Annotated in this window: 21 protein-coding genes and 1 pseudogene; 13 read left to right on the forward strand and 9 right to left on the reverse strand. The window is 62.6% G+C overall.

Features of this window, described 5'->3' with window-relative positions:
* Positions 1-172 precede the first annotated feature (172 nt).
* From ACODTZ_RS09500 to ACODTZ_RS09530, 7 genes are all read left to right on the forward strand, one after another.
* On the forward strand, positions 173-1,198 hold the full coding sequence (locus ACODTZ_RS09500; protein WP_018898260.1) for a sugar ABC transporter substrate-binding protein: 1,026 nt from the start codon (positions 173-175) through the stop codon (positions 1,196-1,198).
* A 155-nt stretch (positions 1,199-1,353) separates the two neighbouring features.
* The gene (locus ACODTZ_RS09505; protein WP_489025332.1) at positions 1,354-2,433 is read left to right on the forward strand and encodes an ABC transporter permease; all 1,080 of its coding nucleotides are present in this window, start codon (positions 1,354-1,356) and stop codon (positions 2,431-2,433) included.
* Complete coding sequence (locus tag ACODTZ_RS09510; RefSeq protein WP_111561616.1) at positions 2,433-3,215, forward strand: ATP-binding cassette domain-containing protein; 783 nt, start codon at positions 2,433-2,435, stop codon at positions 3,213-3,215. The genes ACODTZ_RS09505 and ACODTZ_RS09510 overlap by 1 nt, the downstream gene beginning before the upstream one ends.
* The gene (locus ACODTZ_RS09515) at positions 3,212-3,838 is read left to right on the forward strand and encodes a nucleoside triphosphate hydrolase (RefSeq protein WP_111561617.1); all 627 of its coding nucleotides are present in this window, start codon (positions 3,212-3,214) and stop codon (positions 3,836-3,838) included. Before ACODTZ_RS09510 ends, ACODTZ_RS09515 begins: the two co-directional genes overlap by 4 nt.
* 105 nt (positions 3,839-3,943) lie before the next feature.
* Complete coding sequence (gene pyrC / locus ACODTZ_RS09520; RefSeq protein WP_489025335.1) at positions 3,944-4,984, forward strand: dihydroorotase; 1,041 nt, start codon at positions 3,944-3,946, stop codon at positions 4,982-4,984.
* A gap of 182 nt (positions 4,985-5,166) precedes the next feature.
* Positions 5,167-6,345: a GGDEF domain-containing protein gene (locus ACODTZ_RS09525; RefSeq protein WP_489025337.1), complete on the forward strand. Its 1,179-nt coding sequence runs from the start codon at positions 5,167-5,169 to the stop codon at positions 6,343-6,345.
* 188 nt (positions 6,346-6,533) lie between these two features.
* The gene (locus ACODTZ_RS09530; protein WP_489025339.1) at positions 6,534-7,076 is read left to right on the forward strand and encodes a glyoxalase superfamily protein; all 543 of its coding nucleotides are present in this window, start codon (positions 6,534-6,536) and stop codon (positions 7,074-7,076) included.
* Between the two features lie 42 nt (positions 7,077-7,118).
* Here the strand turns inward: ACODTZ_RS09530 and ACODTZ_RS09535 are convergent, their stop codons facing one another.
* A complete protein-coding gene (locus ACODTZ_RS09535; protein ID WP_489025459.1) occupies positions 7,119-8,390 on the reverse strand; it encodes an MgtC/SapB family protein in 1,272 nt (423 codons plus the stop codon).
* Between the two features lie 89 nt (positions 8,391-8,479).
* Positions 8,480-8,962 carry an anthrone oxygenase family protein gene (locus tag ACODTZ_RS09540; RefSeq protein ID WP_112981995.1) on the reverse strand — a complete coding sequence of 161 codons (483 nt, stop codon included), beginning with the start codon at positions 8,960-8,962 and terminating at the stop codon, positions 8,480-8,482.
* 115 nt (positions 8,963-9,077) lie between these two features.
* Between ACODTZ_RS09540 and ACODTZ_RS09545 the strand changes: the two genes are divergently transcribed.
* The gene (locus ACODTZ_RS09545; protein ID WP_489025341.1) at positions 9,078-9,734 is read left to right on the forward strand and encodes a TetR/AcrR family transcriptional regulator; all 657 of its coding nucleotides are present in this window, start codon (positions 9,078-9,080) and stop codon (positions 9,732-9,734) included.
* Here the strand turns inward: ACODTZ_RS09545 and ACODTZ_RS09550 are convergent, their stop codons facing one another.
* Positions 9,735-10,637 (reverse strand): GGDEF domain-containing protein, encoded by a 903-nt coding sequence (locus tag ACODTZ_RS09550; protein WP_489025343.1) that lies wholly within the window; start codon positions 10,635-10,637, stop codon positions 9,735-9,737. It lies immediately after the preceding gene.
* Between the two features lie 422 nt (positions 10,638-11,059).
* Between ACODTZ_RS09550 and ACODTZ_RS09555 the strand changes: the two genes are divergently transcribed.
* The gene (locus ACODTZ_RS09555; RefSeq protein ID WP_047507167.1) at positions 11,060-11,749 is read left to right on the forward strand and encodes an orotate phosphoribosyltransferase; all 690 of its coding nucleotides are present in this window, start codon (positions 11,060-11,062) and stop codon (positions 11,747-11,749) included.
* Between the two features lie 91 nt (positions 11,750-11,840).
* A complete protein-coding gene (locus tag ACODTZ_RS09560; protein ID WP_489025345.1) occupies positions 11,841-12,767 on the forward strand; it encodes a carbohydrate kinase family protein in 927 nt (308 codons plus the stop codon).
* A gap of 3 nt (positions 12,768-12,770) precedes the next feature.
* On the opposite strand, the gene ACODTZ_RS09565 is transcribed toward ACODTZ_RS09560, so the two are convergent.
* Both ACODTZ_RS09565 and ACODTZ_RS09570 read right to left on the reverse strand, forming a co-directional pair.
* Positions 12,771-13,565 (reverse strand): alpha/beta fold hydrolase, encoded by a 795-nt coding sequence (locus ACODTZ_RS09565; RefSeq protein WP_489025347.1) that lies wholly within the window; start codon positions 13,563-13,565, stop codon positions 12,771-12,773.
* Positions 13,566-13,654: 89 nt separating this feature from the next.
* A complete protein-coding gene (locus tag ACODTZ_RS09570) occupies positions 13,655-15,064 on the reverse strand; it encodes an aminotransferase-like domain-containing protein (RefSeq protein ID WP_489025348.1) in 1,410 nt (469 codons plus the stop codon).
* 110 nt (positions 15,065-15,174) lie between these two features.
* Here ACODTZ_RS09570 and ACODTZ_RS09575 point away from each other — a divergent pair, with 110 nt between their 5' ends.
* The gene (locus tag ACODTZ_RS09575; protein ID WP_018898275.1) at positions 15,175-16,038 is read left to right on the forward strand and encodes a DMT family transporter; all 864 of its coding nucleotides are present in this window, start codon (positions 15,175-15,177) and stop codon (positions 16,036-16,038) included.
* Positions 16,039-16,134: 96 nt separating this feature from the next.
* On the forward strand, positions 16,135-16,278 hold the full coding sequence (locus ACODTZ_RS09580; protein ID WP_181459210.1) for a hypothetical protein: 144 nt from the start codon (positions 16,135-16,137) through the stop codon (positions 16,276-16,278).
* Positions 16,279-16,376: 98 nt separating this feature from the next.
* On the opposite strand, the gene pgi is transcribed toward ACODTZ_RS09580, so the two are convergent.
* Both pgi and ACODTZ_RS09590 read right to left on the reverse strand, forming a co-directional pair.
* Positions 16,377-18,002 (reverse strand): glucose-6-phosphate isomerase, encoded by a 1,626-nt coding sequence (gene pgi / locus ACODTZ_RS09585; protein WP_112940973.1) that lies wholly within the window; start codon positions 18,000-18,002, stop codon positions 16,377-16,379.
* 138 nt (positions 18,003-18,140) lie between these two features.
* Positions 18,141-19,841: a long-chain fatty acid--CoA ligase gene (locus tag ACODTZ_RS09590; RefSeq protein WP_489025351.1), complete on the reverse strand. Its 1,701-nt coding sequence runs from the start codon at positions 19,839-19,841 to the stop codon at positions 18,141-18,143.
* Positions 19,842-20,111: 270 nt separating this feature from the next.
* Here ACODTZ_RS09590 and ACODTZ_RS09595 point away from each other — a divergent pair, with 270 nt between their 5' ends.
* Entirely contained in the window at positions 20,112-20,504 is a 393-nt protein-coding gene (locus ACODTZ_RS09595; RefSeq protein ID WP_489025353.1) for a PRC-barrel domain-containing protein, read from the forward strand.
* Positions 20,505-20,614: 110 nt separating this feature from the next.
* Here the strand turns inward: ACODTZ_RS09595 and ACODTZ_RS09600 are convergent.
* A pseudogene (locus ACODTZ_RS09600) lies at positions 20,615-23,068 on the reverse strand (glycoside hydrolase family 2 protein).
* A 9-nt stretch (positions 23,069-23,077) separates the two neighbouring features.
* Positions 23,078-23,473 (reverse strand): VOC family protein, encoded by a 396-nt coding sequence (locus ACODTZ_RS09605; RefSeq protein WP_489025355.1) that lies wholly within the window; start codon positions 23,471-23,473, stop codon positions 23,078-23,080.
* Between the last annotated feature and the right edge of the window lie 19 nt (positions 23,474-23,492).

Here is a 23,492-nt window from a genome sequence, read left to right on the forward strand (position 1 = left end):
ATAATTCAATTGGATTTATTTATTGACAAGCCAAATTCTTTCGCCCTTAATTAGCACCGTAAACAGCACGAAACGGCTTGGAGGAAGCCATCGGCGGTATTCGAAGGCGGTGTTCGTGCTTTAAAATTCCGGCCAGCCATGGGGCGGTCCGGCTACACTCTGGGAGGAGTAAATGAAGAAATCAGTGCTTTCCGCAGCGCTCGCCGCGCTGGCCCTCGGCGTCGCCTTCTCGGCGCCCGCAAAGGCTGCGGATGTCTCCGCCTGCCTGATCACCAAGACCGACACCAACCCCTTCTTCGTCAAGATGAAGGAAGGCGCGACCGCCAAGGCCAAGGAACTCGGCGTCAACCTGAAGTCCTATGCCGGCAAGATCGATGGTGACTCTGAAAGCCAGGTAGCCGCGATCGAGACCTGCATCGCCGACGGCGCCAAGGGTATCCTGATTGCCGCTTCCGACACCAAGGGCATCGTGCCGAACGTGAAGAAGGCCCGCGACGCCGGCCTGCTTGTCATCGCGCTCGACACCCCGCTTGAGCCGATCGACAGCGCCGACATGACCTTTGCCACCGACAACCTGCTCGCCGGCAAGCTTATCGGCCAGTGGGCCAAGGAAACGCTGGGCGACAAGGCCGCGGACGCCAAGGTTGCTTTCCTCGACCTGACGCCGTCGCAGCCGTCGGTCGACGTGCTCCGCGACCAGGGCTTCATGATGGGCTTCGGCATCGACCCGAAGGACCCGAACAAGATCGGCGACGAGGATGACAAGCGCATCGTCGGCCACGACATCACCAACGGCAACGAAGAAGGCGGCCGTACCGCGATGGAAAACCTTCTCCAGAAGGATCCGACCATCAACGTCGTCCACACCATCAACGAACCGGCTGCAGCCGGCGCCTATGAAGCGCTGAAGGCTGTCGGTCGTGAGAAGGACGTGCTGATCGTCTCCGTCGACGGCGGTTGCCCTGGTGTCAAGAACGTTGCTGATGGCGTCATCGGTGCCACCTCGCAGCAGTATCCGCTGCAGATGGCGGCGCTTGGCATCGAGGCGATCAAGAAGTTCGCCGACAGCGGCGAAAAGCCGAAGCCGACCGAAGGCAAGAACTTCTTCGATACCGGCGTGACGCTCGTCACCGACAAGCCGGTCTCTGGCGTCAAGTCGATCGACACCAAGGAAGGCCTTGGCAAGTGCTGGGGCTGATGCCCTGACCGCCTGACAACGAAAGCGGGGATGCGCCAAGCGCGTCCCCGCACCCTGCTCATCTTTGACAGCGCACCGAATTGAGTGCAGCCTACCCACGTCTCGCCTGCATCGGCGGGATGCCCTTCGGGAGTGGGGCCACGCGGAGGATTTCCATGAGCGAGCCGACAACAGCCGCACCGCATCACGATTACGAAAAAGTCCTCAAGGACAGTTCGACCGACGTCGCCTCGTTCGACACGGACGACAAGAGTTTTCTTCAGAAATTCCGGCATTTCCTGCATTCGAGCCCATCGGCGGTATCGCTGATCGTGCTCGTGCTGTCGCTGGTCATCTTCGGCGCCTTGTTGGGCACCAAGTTCTTCTCCGCCTTCTCGCTGACGCTCATCCTTCAGCAGGTGGCGATCACAGGCATCGTCGGCGCCGCGCAGACGCTGGTCATCATGACGGCCGGTATCGATCTCTCGGTCGGCGCCATCATGGTGCTGTCCTCGGTCGTCATGGGCCAGTTTGTCTTCCGCTACGGCCTTCCGGTCGAGCTCGCCATCCTCTGCGGCTTTGCCGTCGGTGCGATCTGCGGCTTCATCAATGGCTGGCTCGTCGCCCGCATGAAGCTGCCGCCCTTCATCGTCACGCTCGGCATGTGGCAGATCGTTCTGGCGACGAACTTCCTCTATTCCGCCAACGAGACGATCCGCGCCCAGGAAATCGAAACCACGGCGCCGCTGCTGCAGCTCTTCGGTGACACCTTCCGCATCGGCGGCGCGGTCTTCACCTATGGCGTCATCGCCATGGTGCTGCTGGTGGCCTTCCTCTGGTATGTGCTCAACCACACGCCCTGGGGCCGCCATCTCTATGCCGTCGGTGACGATCCGGAGGCGGCCGAACTGTCGGGTGTCAACGTCAAGCGCATGCTGATCTCGGTCTATGTGCTCTCAGGCATCATTTGCGCGCTCGCCGGCTGGGCCCTTATCGGCCGCATCGGCTCGGTATCGCCCACCGCCGGCCAGTTCGCCAACATCGAAAGCATCACCGCGGTGGTGATCGGCGGCATCTCGCTCTTCGGCGGCCGCGGCTCCGTGCTCGGCATGATGTTCGGCGCGCTCATCGTCGGCGTCTTCTCGCTCGGTCTGCGCCTGCTCGGCACGGACGTGCAATGGACCTACCTCTTGATCGGCGTCCTCATCATCGTCGCCGTCGCAATCGACCAGTGGATCAGAAAGGCAGCAGGCTGATGGCTACCGAACCCCTTCTCATGGCGCGTGGTCTCGTCAAGCGCTACGGCCGCGTTACCGCCCTCGATCATGCCGACTTCGATCTCTACCCGGGCGAAATCCTGGCGGTGATCGGCGATAACGGCGCCGGCAAGTCCTCGCTCATTAAGGCGATTTCCGGCGCCATCCGCCCCGATGAAGGCGAGATCCGCCTCGAGGGCCAGCCGATCAACTTCCATTCGCCGATGGAAGCCAGAAAGGCCGGCATCGAGACCGTCTACCAGAACCTTGCCCTGTCGCCGGCGCTGTCGATTGCCGACAACATGTTCCTCGGCCGCGAAATCCGCAAACCGGGCTTCATGGGCAAGGTCATGCGCAAGCTCGATCATTCGGCGATGGAAAAGATGGCGCGGCAGAAGCTCACCGAGCTTGGCCTGATGACCATCCAGAACATCAACCAGGCGGTCGAGACCCTCTCCGGCGGTCAGCGCCAGGGTGTGGCGGTTGCCCGTGCGGCTGCCTTCGGCTCCAAGGTCATCATCCTCGACGAACCGACGGCGGCCTTGGGCGTCAAGGAGAGCCGGCGCGTGCTGGAACTCATCCTCGACGTCCGCTCTCGCGGCATCCCGATCGTGCTGATCTCGCACAACATGCCGCATGTCTTCGAGGTGGCCGATCGCATTCACATCCACCGCCTCGGGCGTCGCTTGACGGTGATCAATCCGAAGGAATACACAATGTCGGATGCCGTCGCCTTCATGACCGGCGCCAAGTCAGTTCCTACGGAGCCAGTTGCCGCATGACGATGACGATCGAGGATATCGCCGGCGAGGTTCTTGCCCGCGCCGGCGACGCGAAGCGCTTTCTGATCGCCATCGCCGGCCCGCCCGGCGCCGGCAAATCCACCATGGCAGACCACATCGCCGACGCCTTGCGCGCCGGCGGCGAAACGGCCGCGGTCTTGCCAATGGACGGCTTCCACATGGACAATGCCATCCTGATCGAGCGCGGCCAGCTTGCCCGCAAGGGCATCCCCGAGACCTTCGACGTGCGCGGCTTCCTCGATATCATCCGCGCCGTTCGCCTGGCCGATCAGGAAGTGCTTGTACCGGTGTTCGATCGCTCGCGTGAGCTCGCCATCGCCTCGGCGCGTCCCATCGGCCCGGAGCATCGCTTCATCATCGTCGAGGGCAACTATCTGCTCTTCAGCCTCGGTAAGTGGGCGGAGCTCGAAGGCGTGTTCGATTACTCGATCATGCTCGCCCCACCGATCGAGGTTCTGGAAGAGCGGCTGTGGGCGCGCTGGCGCGGCTACAAGCTCAGCGAGGAAGAGTCTGCTCGCAAGGTCTATGAGAACGATCTTCCGAACGGTCGCCTCATTCTCGGCAATCGCCGACGCGCCGACGTCACGCTCGAGATCGCCTGATCTCGAATTGCCCGGCTGCGACGGGCAAACCATTTGCCATCCCCCATGCTTGGATGTAATTCCCAAGGCTGAGCCCTAAAGCGCAGCCTTGCCGGAGTTACAGTCATGCAATCGATCACCATCCGCCGCCCCGATGATTGGCATCTTCACCTGCGTGATGGCGCCATGCTGGAAGGCGTGATCGCCGATTCAAGCCGCGACTTCGCCCGCGCCATCATCATGCCGAACCTCGTGCCCCCGGTCGTCACGACAGCGGATGCCGAGGCCTATCGCGGCCGCATCATGGCCGCACTGCCGAAGGGCGACCGCTTCGAGCCGCTGATGACGCTTTATCTGACCGAGCACACCGATCCGGATGATGTGGAGAAGGGCAAGGCCAGCGGCCTGATCACCGCCGTCAAGCTCTACCCCGCCGGCGCCACCACCAATTCGCATGGCGGCGTACGCGATATCGACAAGGCCATGCCGGTGCTGGAGCGTATGGCCAAGATCGGCCTGCCGCTCTGCGTCCATGGCGAAGTCACGACGTCGGACGTCGATATCTTCGACCGCGAAGCCGTCTTCATCGAAACCGTGCTTGATCCGTTGCGCAAGCGCCTGCCGGAGCTGAAGGTGACGATGGAACACGTCACCACCAAGGACGGCATCGATTACATCAAGTCGGCCGAGCGCAATCTCGCCGGCTCGATCACCACCCACCATCTGATCATCAACCGCAACGCCATCCTCGTCGGCGGCATTCGCCCGCACTATTACTGCCTGCCGGTCGCCAAGCGCGAACACCACCGTGTGGCGCTGCGCCAGGCAGCCACCAGCGGCGACGCCCGCTTCTTCCTCGGCACCGATTCCGCGCCGCATGTCGACCCGCTGAAGGAGTGCGGCTGCGGCTGCGCCGGCATCTATACGTCGATCAACACGATGAGCTGCCTTGCGCATGTCTTCGAGCAGGACAACGCCCTCGACAAACTGGAGGCCTTCTCCTCGCTGAACGGTCCGGCCTGGTACGGCCTTCCGATAAACGAGGAAGTAATAACGCTGGTGAAGCGCGCCGAACCCGTGTCGTTCCCGGCCAAGATCGAGACCGGAGCCGGTCCGGTCACGGTATTCGACCCCATGTTCCCGCTTCATTGGGATATCGAGCGCTAACGGCGCTCGTAAACCCATCATTTTTTACTGGAAGGAGAATGCATATCCGCGGGGATATGTTATTGCGCTAACATCTAAGCTTTAAATACATGTTTTTTTAACGAAATTGATAACACATTCGCTGTCGGGCGAATTCCATTTTCTGAAAACGAAAGCGCGGCAGAAGCCACGAAGTTCAAAGCATGACGCTTGACTATAATTCATTGCTGACCGCGTTGGCGGTCTCGGCGACTTGTCTCGCCATTACTTTATTGGCGAGCTGGATTGCCCGGCGGACCGAAACATTTCTGCTGGCCTGCGGCGTCGGCCTGATCCTGATCGTCAGCGGCATTGTTGCGTATGGAATCTATGTCGACACGCCTGATGCAATCGTCGGCACCATCTGTTTTGCACTTCTGTTCCCCGGCTTCGCGACGGTATGGGGCGCCGGCTTTCAGTTCCGGACAGGGGCATTGCCGCACGCGCGCATCGCGGCCTTCGGTGCTCTGGCGGCGGTGGCGACCTCGGTGCCGATATTGCTCGGCTATGACGGCCTGTCCTTCATCATTGACAATATCGCCATCGCCTCCTTCCTGTTCGCCACGGCCTACCAATACTGGCGGGCACGCGCCGAAGCGATCGTCCCGCTGACGGGGATCACCAGCCTCTACTGCCTGACCGCCTTCTCCTTCGTGCTTTGCGCCGCCGTCCTGATCTATCAGGGCAAGCTTGTGCTGGGTGCGGCACCCGACAACTGGTCGGAGGATTTGAGCCTCGCCGTCTGCATCGCCAGCATGACCGGCATCGGCGCGCTGTCTCTGGCGCTGCACCAATGGCGCATGGCCGCCCGCCACCGCATCGACGCGGCAACCGATCCGCTGACCGGCCTGCTCAATCGCCGTGCCCTGTTCGATCGCCACGGCGCCGGCGTCATGGGGCCGACCACGGCTGTGCTGGTCTTCGACATTGACCACTTCAAATCGATCAACGACAACTTCGGTCACACAGTCGGCGATCGCGTGCTGAAGGTCTTCGCGGCCGAATTGACCGCGAGCTGCCGGCTGAGCGACACGGTTGCGCGTCTCGGCGGTGAAGAGTTCGCGATGGTCCTACACGAGGTCATGCCCGGCCGCGCCGAAGTCGTGGCCGAGCGCATCCGCAAGGCCTTCGAGGGGCGCGAGCTCGATATCGACGGCGAGATCTGCAAATGCACCGTCAGCGTCGGCGTCGCTTCCGGCCGCACCAAGCCGCTGCCGTTCGACGCCATGCTGACTGCCGCCGACAAGGCGCTCTACGCCGCCAAGCGCGCCGGCCGCAACCGCGTCGAGCTTGCGAGCCACCTGCAGGCAGTCCCCACGGACACAGCCCGCACCGCCTCTTGATCGTCGGCAATTCCCTTCGTATGGTCGGGTTGGCCGGATGCAGCCAGCCGCCCCGCGGTGCGAAAGCACGATGGTGAATGCATCCAAGCATATCCTTCACATCCCTTGCCGTTTGGCGATTGATGGCGAACGGGTCAGCAGACGCGGGCACTGATCGTCCTGTTCGCCGCCAACGAAGGGAATGCAACATGCGTGATTTTCGCGATGCGAAACTGATGGCCAAGGCGTTGCGCCAGGCACTTGCCGACCGCGATGTCGATCTCTCTCACAGCGAGACGCTGGAGATCGTCGCCCGCCAGTTCGGCTTCGAACAATGGAACATCCTGTCTGCGAAACTCGAACAGACGACGGCATCGCCGCCTGCGGTCGGCATAGAGCCGCCGATCCCGATCTTTCGTATCTTCGACGTCGACAAGGCCAAGGAGTTCTACTGCGGCTTCCTGGGGTTTGAGCTCGATTGGGAGCACCGCTTCGGCGAACATTTCCCGCTCTATTGCCAGGTCTCGCGAAGCGGCATGGTCCTGCATCTTAGCGAGCACTCGGGAGACGCCAGCCCCGGCGCCAGGGCCTTCGTGCCGGTGAAAGGCGTTCGCGCCTATCAGGCGGAGCTCACGGCCAAGCATTACCGCTATATGAAGCCGGGGCTTCAGGAGGCGCCATGGGGATTGGAGATGGAGGTCATCGATCCCTTCAACAATCGCCTGACCTTCTGCGAGCGCAACGACGGATAAGGCGGGAAGGGCTGCGGCGGTATGCTGGGCAAGCCTGCCGCCTCAGACGGCCCAAATCCCGCGCGTAGACAGATATCCGACGGCGCCGAAAAGGATGGCGACCGCCGAGGCGAGGCCGAGCGTCACGGCATATTCGCGGCGGCCCGCCGTAAAGGCCAGCGCGACCTTGGTGACCATGTTGACGAAAACCGCGATCAGCGTCACATCGGCCGCCGTCGTGGCGCTGATCGCCGAGCCGACGAGGCGCACGGTGGAGAGCGTGATCGCATCGACATCGACAAGACCCGAGATGGCCGCGACGACATAGAGCGCCGATGCGCCGACATATTCGGTCGCCATCTTCGAGACGAGGCTGATCAGCCCGAGCAGCAGCGCAAAGGAAATCACCGTCTTGAGTTCGAACGGATTGGTGAGCCCGATCTCCGGCGCCTGCGTGCTTGAGCCTGATCGCCAGGCTAGAAACAGGCTGGTCGCCAGGAAGCCGATGATGGCGGGAACGAGCGCCGACGAGAGCGGCGCCAGCATGCTGAGCGAAAGGGCGCTCGCAATGACGAGAACGCGCGCGAAGGAAAGCGCGCCGGCAATCGCCGCGCCCGCCGCCAGATGCCGCGCTCCTTGCGGCGCTTCCATCGAGTAACGCGCGAAGGAGAGCGTCAGCGCGGTGGACGAGACAAGCCCGCCGGCCGCACCCGCAAGCAATATCCCGCGGCTCGATCCCATGAGCCGGATCGCCACATAGCCGGCGAAGGAGAGTGCGGCGATGGTAATCGTCAGAAGCCAGAGCGCGTAGGGATTGAGCGCGCCCCAGGGATCGAGCGGCTTGTCTGGCAGCAGAGGTAGCGCGATCACGGTCATCGCAAGCAGCATCAGCGCCGAGCGGAGCTCCACCCAAGTCAGCCCCTGCAGGAAACCGTGAAGGCTTGTGCGGGCCGCGAGCACGACTGTCACCACGACCGCGCCGGCTCCCGCCGTGATGAGATCGCCAAGCGTGGCGAGCATGCCGAGCGCGAAGACGCAAAGGGCGGCGATGATCGAGGTGATGCCGTAATCCTTGTCCTCGATCGCCTCCTGCCACTTCCCGGCGATATAGACGACGCCGAGAAGCACCGCGATCGTGGCCGGGAAGAACGGGCCGGTCAGCGGCTGCAGCGTGCCGACAATGCCGCCGAGGAAGCCGGTGAGGCCGAACGTCCGAAGCCCGGCGGTGCGTCCGCCGACGCGCACGTCGCGCTCGGTCCAGCCCCGCTCGACGCCGACGAGCAGACCGATGGCAAGTGCCACGCCAAGACGGCGGAAGACTTCGATATGTTCCATGTCCTGCACGATATCGCCGCCGCGCCGCTAAGCAAGCGCAAACATCTGAAACCATTGGCGCATTAGCGATACAGGCGCCGATTTCGCGATCAGATCAGCATCAATGCCCGGACGAACGCGGCCGATGCCAGCAGCGAGGCCACAGTCCTCACATGGTTCCACCACGTCCAGTCGCGAAGGTAGCCCTGCCACAGCGCGGAGGCCTCGGGGCCGTTGCCGGAAACCTGCCCCAGCGCATCGTTCATCGGCACGTTGAAGATGATGGTCGAGGCGAAGGAGGCGACGATGTAGATGATGGCGCCGGCGAGCATCCAGAGGCTCGCCCCCTCCCGCCAACTCATCACCGCGAGCACGCCGATCAACAGGCAGAGAATGGCCGTCGGCACGAACAGCATCATGAAAGGGGAGCGCAGGATGGTGACGTTGATCGAGTTCATCGCCGCGATCCCCTGTTCCGTCGGTATGCGCGAAAACGCCGGCATCACGAAGGTCGAGAACGCGAAGAACGTGCCGGCGACGAGCCCGCTGCCGATCGCGGCGGCGACAAGCGCCAATACGAGAATGATTGCCATGCCGATGACCTCCCACTTTGGCTGCCAAGCCAAAAGCCAATAACAGAGAAACTCTCTCATTTGCAAAATGAGATAAACTCTCTTATTTCTCCTGTCAACCGAAATGGAGTATCGGATGACGGACGAGACGGCGGCGGGATCGCGAACAAAGGTGGGCGCCACAAGGCAGCCCCGGCGTATTCCCCGTCAGCAGAGAGGCCGTGAGCGCTTCGAGAAGATACTGACCGTTGCCACGCAACTGATCGAGGCGAAGGGAAGCGATGCGTTGAAGATGAGCGAGATCGTTGAAAAGGCCGATCTCTCCTTTGGCGCGCTATACCAGTATTTCCCGGATAGGAGCTCGATCTTCGCGACGCTGGCCGAGCGCTTCAACGAGGAGGGGCGTGCCTGTGTAGTCGCGGCGCTTGCGGAGGCAACGGATGCCGCCACGCTGCGTATCGCGCTCTGCCGGATCGCCGACGAGTACCACGCCTTTTTCCGCAGCGAGCCCGTTATGCGCGACATATGGTTCGCCACCCAGGCGGATCGGCTGCTGCAGGAAATCGATGCCGACGATATGGAGTTTCACTCCCAGGCGCTGCTCTCGGTGCTGGAGCAGGTCTATTCGGATCGCCCGAAGCCAGCACTTCTCGCGCTGTCCAGGCTCGTCATGCAGCTCCTGGCAGCGGCGGTCAGATATGCCGCCGCGTTGAGCGAGGACGAGGGACGGGCAGCAATTGCGCTCTACAAGAAGATGCTGCCCGCCGATATCGGCGAATTGGTAGCGGAGTGATCAGGCACGGATCTTCGCGTCCCTGATCGACAACGAGACAGCCGAGCGAACCATGTTGCGACCACCATTCTTGGCGGCATAAAGCTCCCGGTCCGCAGCTGTCAGCATGGACTTCAGCGTTTCGCTGGCGGGATCGCCGCGATAGGCGCCGAAGCTTGCCGTAACGCGCTTGGCCGGCAGCGGGCCGACCGCCTTGCTTTCGAACTGCAAGCGCAGCCTGTTGGCAATGTTGACCGCGACGTCGATGTCCGTGCGTGGCAGCACCAGGCAGAACTCGTCGCCGCCGATGCGCGCGGCGATGTCATAGGGCCGCAGATTGTGCTGGATAGTCGCGCCGGCCATGACCAGCACCTGGTCGCCGACATCGTGGCCGAACTGGTCGTTGATCGACTTGAAGTGATCGAGATCGAAGACCACGACGGAGATCGGCGTGCGCTCGCGGGCGGCGCGGGCAATCTCCAGCGCCCCGATATCCTTCAGCCAGCGGCGGTTGCCGAGGCCGGTGAGAACGTCTGTCGTCGCCTGGCGGCGCAGCTGCGCCAGCGTCGCATCGAGTTCCTTGATCAGGATCGAGATCCCGTTGGTGACGATCCCGACCTCGTCCTTGCGCTTGCTGCGCACCGACTTCACGACGCCGGTGGAGCGGTAGGTCTCGACCACGCCGGCGATCTGGTGCAGCGGCCGGATGAACGCCCAGACGCAGGCCAGGCAAAAGGCAGTCCCGATCAGCGTCGCTCCCAGCACCAGGATAAGTACAGGCATCGCCTCGCTCCGAAAGCCGGTCACGAGATAGACGACGAGCGCCAAAAGCGGCACGTGCGTCGAGACAAAGCAAATGGAGAAGATCTTGAGGGTCAGCGATCGGTTGAACTGCTGGAACGGTGTGAACCTCGTGAGGCGCATTCTGGACTCCTTCATGGTGTCTTTGGGCGCTGGGAAAATGGCGCGGGAAGTTTCACCCCGTTGTTAATGAAATCATTCAAATTTGAGCGTTCTGGGCCTCATCAAGCATGGCGCTCCGTGCAAGTGCCTGCCGAACAATACGTATGACGAATGTCTAAAATTATGAATGGGTTGTGGAAATTTAAGTTGTCCGCAAAAGAAATACCAGCAAGGGTTTTTGCGACCCGGCGCGCCTCGCGCTTTTGGTGAATCATCGCGTGATGACGCAGCGATGTTAACAGAGCGAGAAGCGGCACCAACGGCAACGTAAGCGCGTGAAACTGCAATTCTTGCGTTTGACCCGCTCGCGTTCTGGAAACTTGTCCCACTTGCTGCTATTGGCCCATAAGTTTGAGCACCCGATAGAGGCGAAGGAGAGAACGATGATCCAGGCAACATTCACCGACCGCAAAGTCATGGCCGAGCTGGTGGCCAAGATGCTCTGGGAGATCAAGGCCGTTCACTTCAATGCCACCCAGCCCTACAAGTTCGCTTCCGGCATGGCGAGCCCCGTCTATATCGACTGCCGCAAGCTTCTCTCCTTCCCGCGCATCCGCTCGACGGTGATGGATTTCGCCGCCAGCGTCGTGCTGCGCGAAGCGGGCTTCGAGAAGTTCGATTGCATCGCCGGCGGCGAAACGGCTGGCATTCCCTTTGCGGCGCTGCTCGCCGATCGCCTCAGCCTGCCGATGATCTATGTCCGCAAGCAGCCGAAGGGCCACGGCCGCAACGCCCAGATCGAGGGCAACATGCCCGAGGGTTCGCGCGTACTCGTCATCGAGGACCTGACGACGGCGGGCGGCAGCATGTTCAAGTTCATCGATGCGGTTCGCGACGCCGGCGGCATTGTCGATCATGGCATCGCGCTCTTCTATTACGGCATCTTCGACGAAGGCGCGCTGCGCTTTGCCGATGGCAAGGTCAAGCTGCACTACATCGCCACATGGCGCGATGTTCTTGCCGTCGCCAAGGAGCAGCAGCTGTTCGATCAGAACACCTTGAACGAGGTGGAATCCTTCCTCGATGCGCCGCTCGCATGGTCTGGCCGCAACGGCGGTATTTCATCACTTTGAGTGAATAATTGCTCACGGCGCTTTGCTTTTGCCACGAAGTTATCTAATCCAGTTGGGCATCGACAGATCGTAATGCCCTTGGGAGATGGACATGATTTTGTGCTGTGGAGAAGCGTTGATCGACATGCTGCCGCGGGAGACGACGCTCGGCGAAAAGGGCTTCGCGCCCTATGCCGGCGGCGCCATCTTCAACACGGCGATCGCGCTCGGGCGCCTGGGCATTCAGACTTCTTTCTTCACGGGTCTCGCCGACGACATGATGGGCGAAATCCTCTGCGATACGCTGAAGGCGAGCAATGTCGACTTCAGCCTCTGCGCCATCGCGCAGCGCCCCTCGACGCTCGCCTTCGTCAAGTTGGTCAACGGCCAGGCAACCTACGCCTTCTATGACGAAGGCACCGCCGGCCGCATGATCACCACCGACGACCTGCCTGTCCTCGGCGACGATTGCGAGGCTCTGCACTTCGGCGCCATCAGCCTGATCCCCAGCCCCTGCGGGGAAACCTACGAGGCGCTGCTCGACCGCGAGGCGGCCAAGCGCGTCATCTCGCTCGACCCGAACATCCGCCCCGGCTTTATCAAGGACAAGCAGGCGCACATGGCGCGCATCAAGCGCATGGCCGCCAAGTCCGACATCCTGAAATTCTCCGACGAGGACCTGGATTGGTTCGGCATGGATGGCAGCCATGACGATCTCGCCGCCCACTGGCTGCAGCACGGCGCCAAGCTCGTCGTCATCACCAAGGGCGCCGAGGGCGCGACGGGCTACACGAGCCAGCGCAAGGTCACCGTTCCCAGCCAGCGCGTCACCGTGGTCGACACCGTCGGTGCCGGCGACACGTTCGATGCTGGCGTTCTCGCCTCGCTGAAGATGGATGGCCTGCTCACCAAGGCGCAGGTTGCCTCGCTCGACGAAAAGGCACTGCAGAACGCGCTCTCGCTCGGCGCCAAGGCCGCCGCCGTCACGGTCTCCCGCGCCGGCGCCAACCCGCCATGGGCCAAGGAAATCGGTCTCTAAGCATCACGGCAGCTGGTCGAGAAACGCGAGCACGGTCCGATTGAACTCATCGGGCCGCTGCAAGGGCGCGAAGTGGCTAACGCCCCCCAACGGAATGAAGGTCGCGCCGGGAATGCTGCGCACGAGATGCGCGGCATGCTCTGGCTTGATGAGCTCGTCCTTATCACCGAGCGCCACTGCCACCGGCACACGGATGCGGTTCAGGTCGGCGGCCGAATAGTTCGGCTCCGTCGACATCATCAGGCTCACATCCTCGACGAAGCGGTCGAACTGATCAGGCGTCGGCGACAGCGCCTCGTAATCCATCCGATGCCTGTTGAAGCAGCGGTCGATGACAGGCGTCGGCACGAAGGGCTTTACGCCTGACGGGTCCATGCTGCAGGCGAAGAAGAACACGCCGTTGACACGCTCAGGGTGCTTGTCGGCGAGAATGAGCGCCGTGCACGCCCCGTCGCTCCAGCCGACAAGCGCAGCCTTCTCGATCTCCAGATGATCCATCACCGCAAGCACGTCCGATGCCATCAGCTCGTATGTATAGGGCTTTCCGTCCCGCGTGCTGCGGCCATGTCCGCGGCTGTCGATCACCACCACGCGCCGGCCGGAGCGCAACAGCGCCGGCACTTGGTAGCCCCAGTTGCCGCTATTCCCGAGCCCGCCATGCAGCAGGATCACGGATGGTCCGGAGCCATAGGCGCTGTACCAGATATCGGCTCCATCATGCGCGACCATGCCGTCGTCACCATCAGGCAAGGCCTCCGCTCCCTGTGCTGCAAATCGCTCCAGTTCGTCGTCGGTCATGTCAGTCCTCCCAATCCCTCATTCTCTTTAGACGGATGACGCGGCGCCATCTCGACATCTCCTCCGAAATAATCGCCGCGCCGACCAAACTAAGCCTTCCCTCGCGCCGCCTTCATGGCTTCCCGCAACACCTCGAACACTCTTGGGTCTTCCGTCTGCGAAACATTGAACCGCATGAAATCCGTCGCCGTCTGCGACAGGCTGAACGCATTGCCCGGCGCCAGCACAACGTCCTTTTCCAGCGCCGCGCGCGCCACATCGGCGGCATCGATCCCGTCAGGCAACCGGCACCACAGAAACATCCCGGCCTGCGGCTCGAGCCAGGGCACGATGCCGAGGTTTTTCAGTCTCGCCGAGACATCGAACATCGTCTTCGACAGCCGGCTGCGCAGCGTCTCGATGTGCTTGCGATAGCTGCCGTCGCTGAGCACGCTCAAGACCAGCTGCGCCGCATGCCGCCCGCCGCCGAACGAGGTGGCGATCTTCAGGTCAGTAAGCCCGCCGATCCACTCCGGCTTGGCGGCGATGAAGCCGCAGCGCGCCGAGGCCGACAGCGTCTTCGAGAAACTGCCGATATGGATGACGCGATCGAGCCCGTCGAAGGCGGCAAGGCGTGGCGCCGTCACGTGCTCGAAATCGGCGAAGATGTCGTCCTCGATGATCGTCAGGTCGAACTGCTCGGCGATCTTCAGCACCCGATGCGCCGTCACCGGCGAGAGGATCGCGCCGGTCGGGTTATGCAGCGCCGAATTGGTCACGTAGAGCTTCGGCCGGTGCTCGGCCACCGTGCGGGCGAAGGCGTCGATATCCGGGCCGGACGGCGTGTAGGGCACGCTGACGATCTTGGCGCGGTGGGCGCGAAGCAGAGCGTGGAAATTGAAGTAGCAGGGATCGTCGACCATCACGGTATCACCCGGCTCGATCAGGAAGCGGCAGAGAAGGTCGATCGCCTGAATGCCTGACTCCGTGAGAATGATCTGGTCGGGCGAGGCGCCGATCCCCTTGTCGGCCATCCGTCGCGCGATCAGCTGTCTGAGCGGCGGCAATCCGAGCGGCGATCCATAGGCAAGCAGCACCGGCCCATCGGCCCGCGCCAGCGCCCGCAGGCCGCGGCGAACGCCGTCTTCCGGCAGCCAGGAGGGCGGCAGCCATCCGCAACCGGGTTTGAGGCCGATATCGCCGGCCTCCAGCGATTGCCGCGACACCCAGAACGGATCGATCTCGCGATCGAGCCGTGGCCCGACTTCCGACAGCGCGAAGGGCGCCGCCTGGTTGGCCACGTAAAAGCCGGAGCCCGGCCGCGACAGGATCGCGCCCTCGGCGACCAGCCGCTCATAGGCCTCGACGACGGTCGATGTCGATATCTTCAGCGACCCTGCGAGCGCCCGCACCGAGGGCAACTTCGCCCCGGCCGTCAGGCTGCGGCCGGCGATGCGCTGCTTGATCGTGTTCATCACCATCGCCACGCGGGTCGTCCCGACGGTCACGTTATCGGCCATCCGTACTGCTCTCCGATGCACAACAGTTTGGATAAACCGTACCATACCGTCACTGGCATGGCCACGCCGCCAGGGATCATAAGATGGCATTGATCATGAAGGAGTGTGCCATGGACCGCACGGCGGCCGGTTGGTTGAATGGTTTTATCGGCGTTCTGATTTTCAGCGGCTCGCTGCCCGCGACGCGTATGGCGGTGATGGGGTTCGATCCCGTGTTCCTGACCGTCGCCCGCGCTGCGATCGCCGGGCTGATCGCGCTGGCGCTGCTCGTGCTGTTTCGCGAGAAGCGGCCGGCGGCCAGCGATCTCCTGTCGCTTGTTATCGTCGCCTTCGGCGTCGTCATCGGCTTCCCATTGCTGACGGCGCTGGCGCTCACCCATATCACCTCGGCGCACTCCATCGTCTTCATCGGCCTGCTGCCGCTCTCGACCGCGATCTTCGGCGTCATCAGGGGTGGCGAGCGTCCGCAGCCGGCCTTCTGGATCTTCTCCTGCGTGGGGAGCGCGCTGGTCGCGGGTTTTGCCCTGTCACAGGGCGTGACCGCCGCCCCGCTCGGCGATCTCCTGATGCTCGCCGCCATCATCGCCTGTGGCCTCGGCTATGCCGAGGGCGCCAAGCTGTCGCGCAGGCTGGGCGGCTGGCAGGTCATCTCCTGGGCGCTGGTCCTCTCGCTGCCCGTCATGCTCGCGCTTGCGCTCTTCAATCTGCCGCCGTCCTTCGCGGCGATCGAAACGCCGGCCTGGGCGGGCCTTGTCTATGTCTCGCTGTTCAGCATGCTGATCGGCTTCTTCTTCTGGTATCGCGGCCTCGCGCAGGGCGGCATCGCCGGTGTCGGCCAGCTGCAGCTGCTGCAGCCTTTCTTCGGCCTGCTCCTGGCGGCAACGCTGCTGCATGAGCAGGTGAGCCCCATCATGCTCGTCGTCACCATCGCCATCGTAGGCTGCGTCGCCGGCGCCAAGAAGTTCGCTCGGTAGGTGCTTCCAGGTGACAATGGGTTTGCATTTTGCCGCGTAAGCGCGCCTGCTGTTTGGCGTCACATCGCTCGATGTGGCCCAACCAGGGAGCTTGAAATGGCAAAGGGTCAACTCCGCGGCACGCGTGAAGCGCGCAAGCCGAAAAAAGACAAGTCCGCTCCGGCAGTCGCCTCACAGCCGGGCTCGCAGGTCAAACAGGCCGCGAGCACCGTGCCATCAGGCAAGGGCGCCAGGCCCTGACCGCCGCCAAGGGGTGGTCCTGAGGGCAGTCATCTCAGCCAAATAGAAAACGCTCCCGCGGCGGTCACCACGGGAGCGTCTGTTGAATGTTGCGCTCGTTACTTCGCGAGCTTCGCCAGTTCGGCGACAAGGCCCTGCGTCGACGAATCGTGGCCCGCAGCGCTTTCCTTGCCTTCGATGACGGGCAGCAGGCCGGTCGCCAGTTCCTTGCCGAGCTCCACGCCCCACTGGTCGAAGGAGTTGATGCGGAACAGCACGCCTTCGACGAAGACGCGGTGTTCGTAAAGCGCCACGAGGCGGCCGAAGGCGAACGGCGTCAGCTTGTCATAGACGAAGGTGATCGACGGGCGGTTGCCGGTGAAGACGCGGTGCGGCGCGATGAAATCGGCCTGCTTGTCGTCCATGCCCTTGTCGGTCAACTGCTTCTTGGCTTCCTCAAAGGTGCGGCCCTTCATCAGCGCTTCCGACTGCGCGATGCAGTTTGCCATCAAGAGCTGGTGCTGGTGGCGCAGCTCCGGCTCGAAGCCGTTGGCGGCGATCATGAATTCCGCCGGGATCACGCTCGTGCCCTGGTGGATCAGCTGGTAGAAGGCGTGCTGGCCGTTGGTGCCGGGCTCGCCCCAGACGACAGGACCGGAATTGCCTTCGACCGGCGTGCCGTCGATGGTCACGCCTTTGCCGTTCGATTCCATGTCGAGCTGCTGCAGATAGGCAGGGAAGCGCGACAGGCGCTGGTCGTAGGGCAGGATCGCGCGGGTGGCGTAGCCGAGAACGTTGCGATTGTAGAAGCCAATGAGGCCAAGCAGGATCGGCAGGTTCTTGGCGATCGGCGCGGTGCGGAAGTGGTTGTCGATCGAATGCGCGCCATCGAGGAACTTGCCGAAGTTCTCAGGCCCAACGGCAATCATCAGCGGTAGGCCGATGGCCGACCAGATCGAGTAGCGGCCGCCGACCCAATCCCAGAAGCCGAACACGCGCTCGCTCTCGATGCCGAAGGCGGCAACCTTGTCGAGCGCGGTCGATACGGCTGCGAAGTGATGCTGGACGGCGGCTTCGCCGAGCGCATCAGCGACGAACTTGCGCGCCGTCTGGGCGTTCGTCATCGTCTCGATGGTGGTGAAGGTCTTGGACGCGACGATGAACAGCGTCGTTTCCGGCTGCACCAGCTTCAGGATGTCGGCGATATGCGCGCCGTCGATGTTGGAAACGAAGTGCGCGCGCGGGCCGTCATGATAAGGCGCCAGCGCCAGCGTCGCCATGACGGGGCCGAGGTCGGAGCCGCCGATGCCGATGTTGATGACGTCGGTGATCTTCTTGCCGGTCGCGCCCTTCAGCGCGCCCGAGCGAATGCCGTCGGCAAACTTGCCCATGGCGGCGAGCACGCCGTTGACGTCAGGCATCACGTCCTTGCCGTCGACGAGAACCGGGGTGTTCGAACGGTTGCGAAGGGCCGTGTGCAGGACGGCGCGGTTTTCGGTGAAGTTGATCGCCTTGCCCGAGAACATCTCGTCGCGCTTGGCTTCCACGCCGCCGGTTTCGGCGAGCTTGACCAGAAGGGCCAGCACTTCGTCGTTCACGGCCGTCTTCGAGAAATCCATCAGGAGGTCGTCGAGCGAGGCGGTGAAGCGCGAAAAGCGTTTCGGATCGGCCGCGAAGGCAGCACGGATATCGGTGGCCTTGGTGGCAGCCGCGGTGCTTTTCAGTTGGTCGACGATGGCATTCATGGGAGGCTCCTTTGCAGGGCGTGAGGGTCGCGGAAACTATTCGCTTTACCGGGTGCAAATCAAGTTCAACCACCTGCTTAAACGCAAAAAAGCCACCCGCGATTGCGGATGGCTTGGAATTTTCACGAAACATTCAAATCAGTTACGCAGATCCTTGCGCAGGATCTTGCCGACCGGCGATTTCGGCAGTTCGGTGCGGAACTCGATGAAGCGCGGCCGCTTGTAGTTGGTGAGGTTGGCCACGCAATGCGCCTTCACATCCGCTTCCGTCAGATCAGGATCCTTGCGCACCACGAAGAGCTTCACCGCCTCGCCGGAGTGCCCGTCGGCCACGCCGACGGCTGCGGCTTCCAGGATGCCCGGGTGCATGGCCGCCACTTCCTCGATCTCGTTTGGATAGACGTTGAAACCGGAGACGAGGATCATGTCCTTCTTGCGGTCGACGATCTTGGTGTAGCCGCGGGCGTCCATGAAGCCCATGTCGCCGGTGCGGAAATAGCCGTCGGGTGTCATGGCGCGCGCCGTCTCATCCGGCTTGTTCCAGTAACCGGCCATCACCTGCGGTCCGCGAATGCAGATCTCGCCAACCTCGCCAAGCGGCAGCGACGCGCCGTCCTCGTTGCGGATATCGAGATCCGTGGAGGAGATCGGCAGACCGATCGCGCCGGTGAATTCGGGCGAATCGAAGCGGTTGGCGGTGGCGACGGGCGATGTCTCGGAAAGCCCGTACCCTTCGGTGATGTGATTGCCGGTAATCGTCAGCCAGCGCTCGGCCACCGGCCGCTGCACGGCCATGCCGCCGCCCAGCGAAATCACCAGTGAGGAGAAATCGACCTTAGCGAATTCAGGGTTATTCATCAGCGCGTTGAACAGCGTGTTGAGCCCGGGGAAGACGTGGACGTTGGACTTGGCGAATTCGCGCACCAGGGCAGGGATGTCGCGCGGGTTGGCGACGAGGATGTTGTGCGCGCCGAGCGACATGCCCATCAGCGAGTTCACCGTCAGCGCGAAGATATGGTAGAGCGGCAGCGCGCAGAGGAAGTTCAGCACATCCGGCCGCTGGCGCTTCTCGAAGGCGGATTTCAGCCAGAGTTCCAGCTGCAGCTTGTTCGACAACAGGTTCTTGTGCGTCAGCACCGCACCCTTGGCAATGCCAGTCGTCCCGCCAGTATATTGCAGGAAGGCGATGTCGCTGCCGACAAGACCTGATGGTTTCAGCGCCGCGCCGTCACCCTCACCAAGCACCTGCTTGAAGGTCTTGTGCCGGGGGATAGACCAGGCGGGAACGAGCTTCTTCACCTTGCGCACGAGAAGATTGACGATCAGCCCCTTGGCGCCCAGCATTTCGCCGAGCGAGGTCACCACAACATGGCGCACATCGGTATGGCCAAGCACCTGCTGAACGGTGTGGGCGAAGTTTTCCAGAACGAAGATCGCCTTGGCGCCGGCATCGCGCAGCTGATGCTCCAGTTCGCGCGGCGTATAGAGCGGGTTGACGTTCACCACCACGAGCCCGGCGCGCAGGATGCCATAGACGGCGATCGGGTTCTGCAGAACGTTTGGCATCATCACCGCGACGCGATCGCCCTTCTGCAGACCGCTCGCCTGCAGCCATGCCGCGATCTTGCGCGTCTGGCTTTCAAGCTGGCGGTAGGTGAGCGTCTTGCCCATGCTGGAAAAGGCGATGCGGTCGGCATAGCGCGCGCAGGATTTCTCAAGCAGCTCCGCCAGCGATTCGTATTCCAGCGCCGGAAGCTCGGCCGGTACGATCGACGGATAGGTGGCGAGCCACGGCTTGTCGGGCCTTTCACCGCCAGGATGGGCGGAAATGCTGTTCATCGTGTCTCTCTCCCTGTCGCTGCCGGCGGGGCGCCCGTCGAAACTATTGGATGATCCTCCATCTTCCAATACGGCAGCTTATGTCATCGCTCGAATGGTTCAAGCAGCATGAAGCTACACTAACCTTGACGTAAACGTCAATATTGAGGCGCCCGCCAAAATTGCGTGGCAACTTCGGAACAACGGCCAGCGGGCGACGTTTTCAATTCATACGCTTGGCGCGAGGAGTAGAGGCCAGGCACGAGGAACCAACCGAAAGGGAGTAGAGACATGCTGCATCAGGACAACGACAAGACCCTCCGTGACCCGAACGTCAAGGATACGCACTCGCTGATCGCCAGCGACCGCGTGGAAGGCACCCGCGTTTACGGTGCCGATGGAAAGCACATCGGCTCGATCGAACGCCTGATCCTCGGCAAGAGGGATGGCCGCGTCGCCTATGCCGTGCTGAGCTTCGGCGGCTTCATGGGCATCGGCCACGATCACTACCCGCTGCCCTGGGATAAGCTGTCCTACGACACGCAGCTGGATGGTTACCGCATCGACCTGACCAAGGAACAGATCGAAGGCGCGCCAAGCTACGCGGATGATGACGACACCTGGTACAACGACAACGGCCGCCGGGTCTACGATTACTACGGCGTGCCGCCCTACTGGATGTAAGTCTCCCGCGAGGCCGGAACGGAAGGGTCCCGCCGCGTGCGGGACCCACCGACGGCCACAAAAACCTCCGGCGAAAGTCGGAGGTTTTTGCATGAGTGCATTGGCCTATCTCAACCCGCTGAAACGAGATCGTTGGCCGAGCGCAGCACCGTCCCTACCACGATATCGGCCACACCGATCGCCGCCTGCGTCTCCACTTCGAACACATGCGTCTCGCCCGGCAAGAGCGTGATCAGCATAGTATCCACCACCGCATCCGGATCGAGACGATCGGCCATCAGGCAGAGATCCTTCAGTAAGCTCACGGCGGTCACCGCGACCGCGTAACCGCCCTCACGTGGGCTGACCTCGATCCTCATCTCCGGCTTCGGCAGCTTGAGGTCGATGTCCTCGACGAAATAGTGAAACGCCCGCCGGTCCAGCATGTCGACCACGACCATTTCATTGCTGGGATCGTCGGCGGTGGCGATATCCTGAGGCAGCGTGAATGCCTTCGCCTCGAACCGGTCGCAAAGCAGCCGCCAGAATTCGAACTCGGCAAGCACGGTCCCATCAAGCCGCAGCCGCTTGCCCGATATCTTCGCCCGCCAGAACAGCGTCCGCTCGTTGACGGCAACGGCCGCAAGCCCGCCTTCGCGCGGCTGGATCGTCAGAAGCCGGGGATCGAAAGCCTGTCGCATCGCATACCACAGCGGCTTGCGCCGCCCGGCCGAATCCAGCGCCGCCCAGGAGGTGACCGGCCAGCAATCGTTGAACTGCCAGACGACGGCGCCCTTGCAGATATCGCGGTGCGAGCGCATGTGCTCGACCGCAAAGCGGATGGCGCGGGCCTGGTTCAGCTGCGTGGCGAAATGCCAGTCGTTCATCGTTTGCGGCTCGGGCAGATGGTCGGCCAGCCCACGGATCAGCTTGTCATTGCCTTGCGTCGCCTTCTGGTGATGGAAGACGCCGTTGGAGACGGGCGTCAGCGGCGCGTCGTGCACGCTCTCTTCCAGCGTCGCCCAGTTGGGCGGCGCCTGCCAGCCGAATTCGGAGCAGAAGCGCGGGATATAATTGCGGTAGACCTCGTAGCCCACGTCGTTCCACACATCCCAGATGTGCTTGCATCCATGCGCATCGGCGTTCGGCTCGATCTCCATCGTGCCGGAGTAGGGGCTGCCGGGATAGTATGGCCGGTCGGGATCAAGCTCGGCACAGAGCCTCGGCAGGATATCGAGATAATAGCCGAGCCCCCAGCTCTCGCCCTCCTTGATGATCGGCCGCCAGCCCCACTCGTCGAAGCCCCAGATATTCTCGTTATTGCCGTTCCAGACGATCAGTGAGGGATGCGGCATCAGCCGGGCGACGTTGTCGCGCACCTCCGCCTCGACCTCGCCACGGAGCGGCTCTTCTTCGGGATAGGAGGCGCAGGCAAACAGGAAGTCCTGCCACACCAGCATGCCCACGCGGTCGCATTCCTCGTAGAACTCGTCCCGCTCGAAGATACCGCCGCCCCATACCCGCAATAGGTTGATGTTGGCGGCCTTCGCCTCGTCGATCCGCGAGGCATAGCGCGCGGCCGTCACCCGCGATGGGAAGCAATCGTCGGGGATCCAGTTCGCGCCGCAGAGAAACAGCGGTACGTCGTTGATCACGAAGGTGAAGGCCGAGCCATGTTCGTCCGGGGAGGTGTCGAGCCGCACCGAGCGGAAGCCGACCTGCTTCGCATAGTCGTCGAGCGGCTCATCGCTCTCGCCGTTGCGCAGTTCGACCCGCAGCGGATAAAGCGGCTGCGCGCCGAGATGATGCGGCTACCAGATCTGCGGCGAGGGCACGCGCACCTGGAAACTGACCTCGTCGGTCCCGGCCTCGATGATCTCGCTATGCGTGACCCCGCCGATGCTGGCCGTGATGCGGCAGTCGCCGGCGTCACCCGCGCGCGTGATCTTTGCCCGCACCGTCACCAACCCGTCTCCACCCGCAAGCGTCGCCGAAACCAGCGTTTCGGCAAGTCGCGCCTTCGCCCAGCGCTCCAGCCGCACCGGCTTCCAGATCCCCGCCGTCACCAGCGTCGGTCCCCAGTCCCAGCCGAAATTGCAGGCCATCTTGCGCATCAGGTTGCCGGGGCCGGGATAGTTGTTCGGCCGGTAGCCGTAATGCGCTTCCATCTCCGCGCCATAGGCATAAGCCGAGCGGAAGGTCACGACCAGCTCGTTGCCCTCGGCCTTCAGGCGATCGGAAACGTCGAAGCGGTAGGTGCGGTGCATGTTGAACGTCTGGCCGATCTCTTCGCCATTGAGCGAGATCGTTGCCACCGTATCCAGCCCGTCAAAAACAAGCTCCTGCACGAAATCGGCATCGGGCGATGCGTCGAAGCGGCAGCGATAGGTCCAGTCCTCGCGGCCGATCCAGTCATTGGTGATTTCGTTGACGTCGACATAGGGATCGGGGATCAGCCGGCTTGCGAGAAGATCCAGATGCACGCATCCGGGCACATGCGCCGGCACCGTTTTTGGCAGGTTTGGCTTTCCTGCAACGTTACAGTTGAGGGTCCAGCCGGTATGCAGGTCTGTCTTGGAAATCATCGGGGTCTCTTAGAGATAGCGGCCGTGGCGCTGCAGGACTTCGATCTTGTAGCCGTCCGGATCGGTGATGAAGAAGAACAGGGCAAGCAGCTTGCCGTCGCGGTTGAGCTCCGTGAGCTTGCCGGGATTGAGCCCGGCTTCCGTCAGCCGCTTGTGCTCGACGGCGACCTCGTCGACCGACACCGCCAGATGCCCATAACCGTCACCGAGATTATAGGGCTCGATGCGGCCCTTGTTGATGGTCAGCTCCAGCTCGAAGCCGGTCTCGCTGTTGCTGAGATAGATCAGCGTGAAGGTGTCGAAATCGATGCGGTCGGCGACCTCGAGCCCGAAGACCTTGCCGTAGAATTCGACCGAGCGCGCTTCGTCGAGAACGCGGATCATCGAGTGAATCATCTTGGCCAAGGCTGCCTCCATCGTGCGT

It is taken from the genome of Rhizobium sp. FG113 (assembly GCF_057809895.1).

Coding starts and splice junctions, on each gene's coding strand:
- ACODTZ_RS09590 (WP_489025351.1), bottom strand. CDS start 19,841: ATGAACAGCATTTCCGCCCATCCTGGCGGTGAAAGGCCCGACAAGCCG.
- ACODTZ_RS09525 (WP_489025337.1), top strand. CDS start 5,167: ATGACGCTTGACTATAATTCATTGCTGACCGCGTTGGCGGTCTCGGCG.
- ACODTZ_RS09580 (WP_181459210.1), top strand. CDS start 16,135: ATGGCAAAGGGTCAACTCCGCGGCACGCGTGAAGCGCGCAAGCCGAAA.
- ACODTZ_RS09535 (WP_489025459.1), bottom strand. CDS start 8,390: ATGGAACATATCGAAGTCTTCCGCCGTCTTGGCGTGGCACTTGCCATC.
- ACODTZ_RS09510 (WP_111561616.1), top strand. CDS start 2,433: ATGGCTACCGAACCCCTTCTCATGGCGCGTGGTCTCGTCAAGCGCTAC.
- ACODTZ_RS09570 (WP_489025348.1), bottom strand. CDS start 15,064: ATGGCCGATAACGTGACCGTCGGGACGACCCGCGTGGCGATGGTGATG.
- ACODTZ_RS09530 (WP_489025339.1), top strand. CDS start 6,534: ATGCGTGATTTTCGCGATGCGAAACTGATGGCCAAGGCGTTGCGCCAG.
- ACODTZ_RS09540 (WP_112981995.1), bottom strand. CDS start 8,962: ATGGCAATCATTCTCGTATTGGCGCTTGTCGCCGCCGCGATCGGCAGC.
- ACODTZ_RS09555 (WP_047507167.1), top strand. CDS start 11,060: ATGATCCAGGCAACATTCACCGACCGCAAAGTCATGGCCGAGCTGGTG.
- ACODTZ_RS09545 (WP_489025341.1), top strand. CDS start 9,078: ATGACGGACGAGACGGCGGCGGGATCGCGAACAAAGGTGGGCGCCACA.
- ACODTZ_RS09565 (WP_489025347.1), bottom strand. CDS start 13,565: ATGACCGACGACGAACTGGAGCGATTTGCAGCACAGGGAGCGGAGGCC.
- ACODTZ_RS09560 (WP_489025345.1), top strand. CDS start 11,841: ATGATTTTGTGCTGTGGAGAAGCGTTGATCGACATGCTGCCGCGGGAG.
- ACODTZ_RS09575 (WP_018898275.1), top strand. CDS start 15,175: ATGGACCGCACGGCGGCCGGTTGGTTGAATGGTTTTATCGGCGTTCTG.
- pgi (WP_112940973.1), bottom strand. CDS start 18,002: ATGAATGCCATCGTCGACCAACTGAAAAGCACCGCGGCTGCCACCAAG.
- ACODTZ_RS09500 (WP_018898260.1), top strand. CDS start 173: ATGAAGAAATCAGTGCTTTCCGCAGCGCTCGCCGCGCTGGCCCTCGGC.
- ACODTZ_RS09595 (WP_489025353.1), top strand. CDS start 20,112: ATGCTGCATCAGGACAACGACAAGACCCTCCGTGACCCGAACGTCAAG.
- ACODTZ_RS09515 (WP_111561617.1), top strand. CDS start 3,212: ATGACGATGACGATCGAGGATATCGCCGGCGAGGTTCTTGCCCGCGCC.
- ACODTZ_RS09550 (WP_489025343.1), bottom strand. CDS start 10,637: ATGCGCCTCACGAGGTTCACACCGTTCCAGCAGTTCAACCGATCGCTG.
- pyrC (WP_489025335.1), top strand. CDS start 3,944: ATGCAATCGATCACCATCCGCCGCCCCGATGATTGGCATCTTCACCTG.
- ACODTZ_RS09505 (WP_489025332.1), top strand. CDS start 1,354: ATGAGCGAGCCGACAACAGCCGCACCGCATCACGATTACGAAAAAGTC.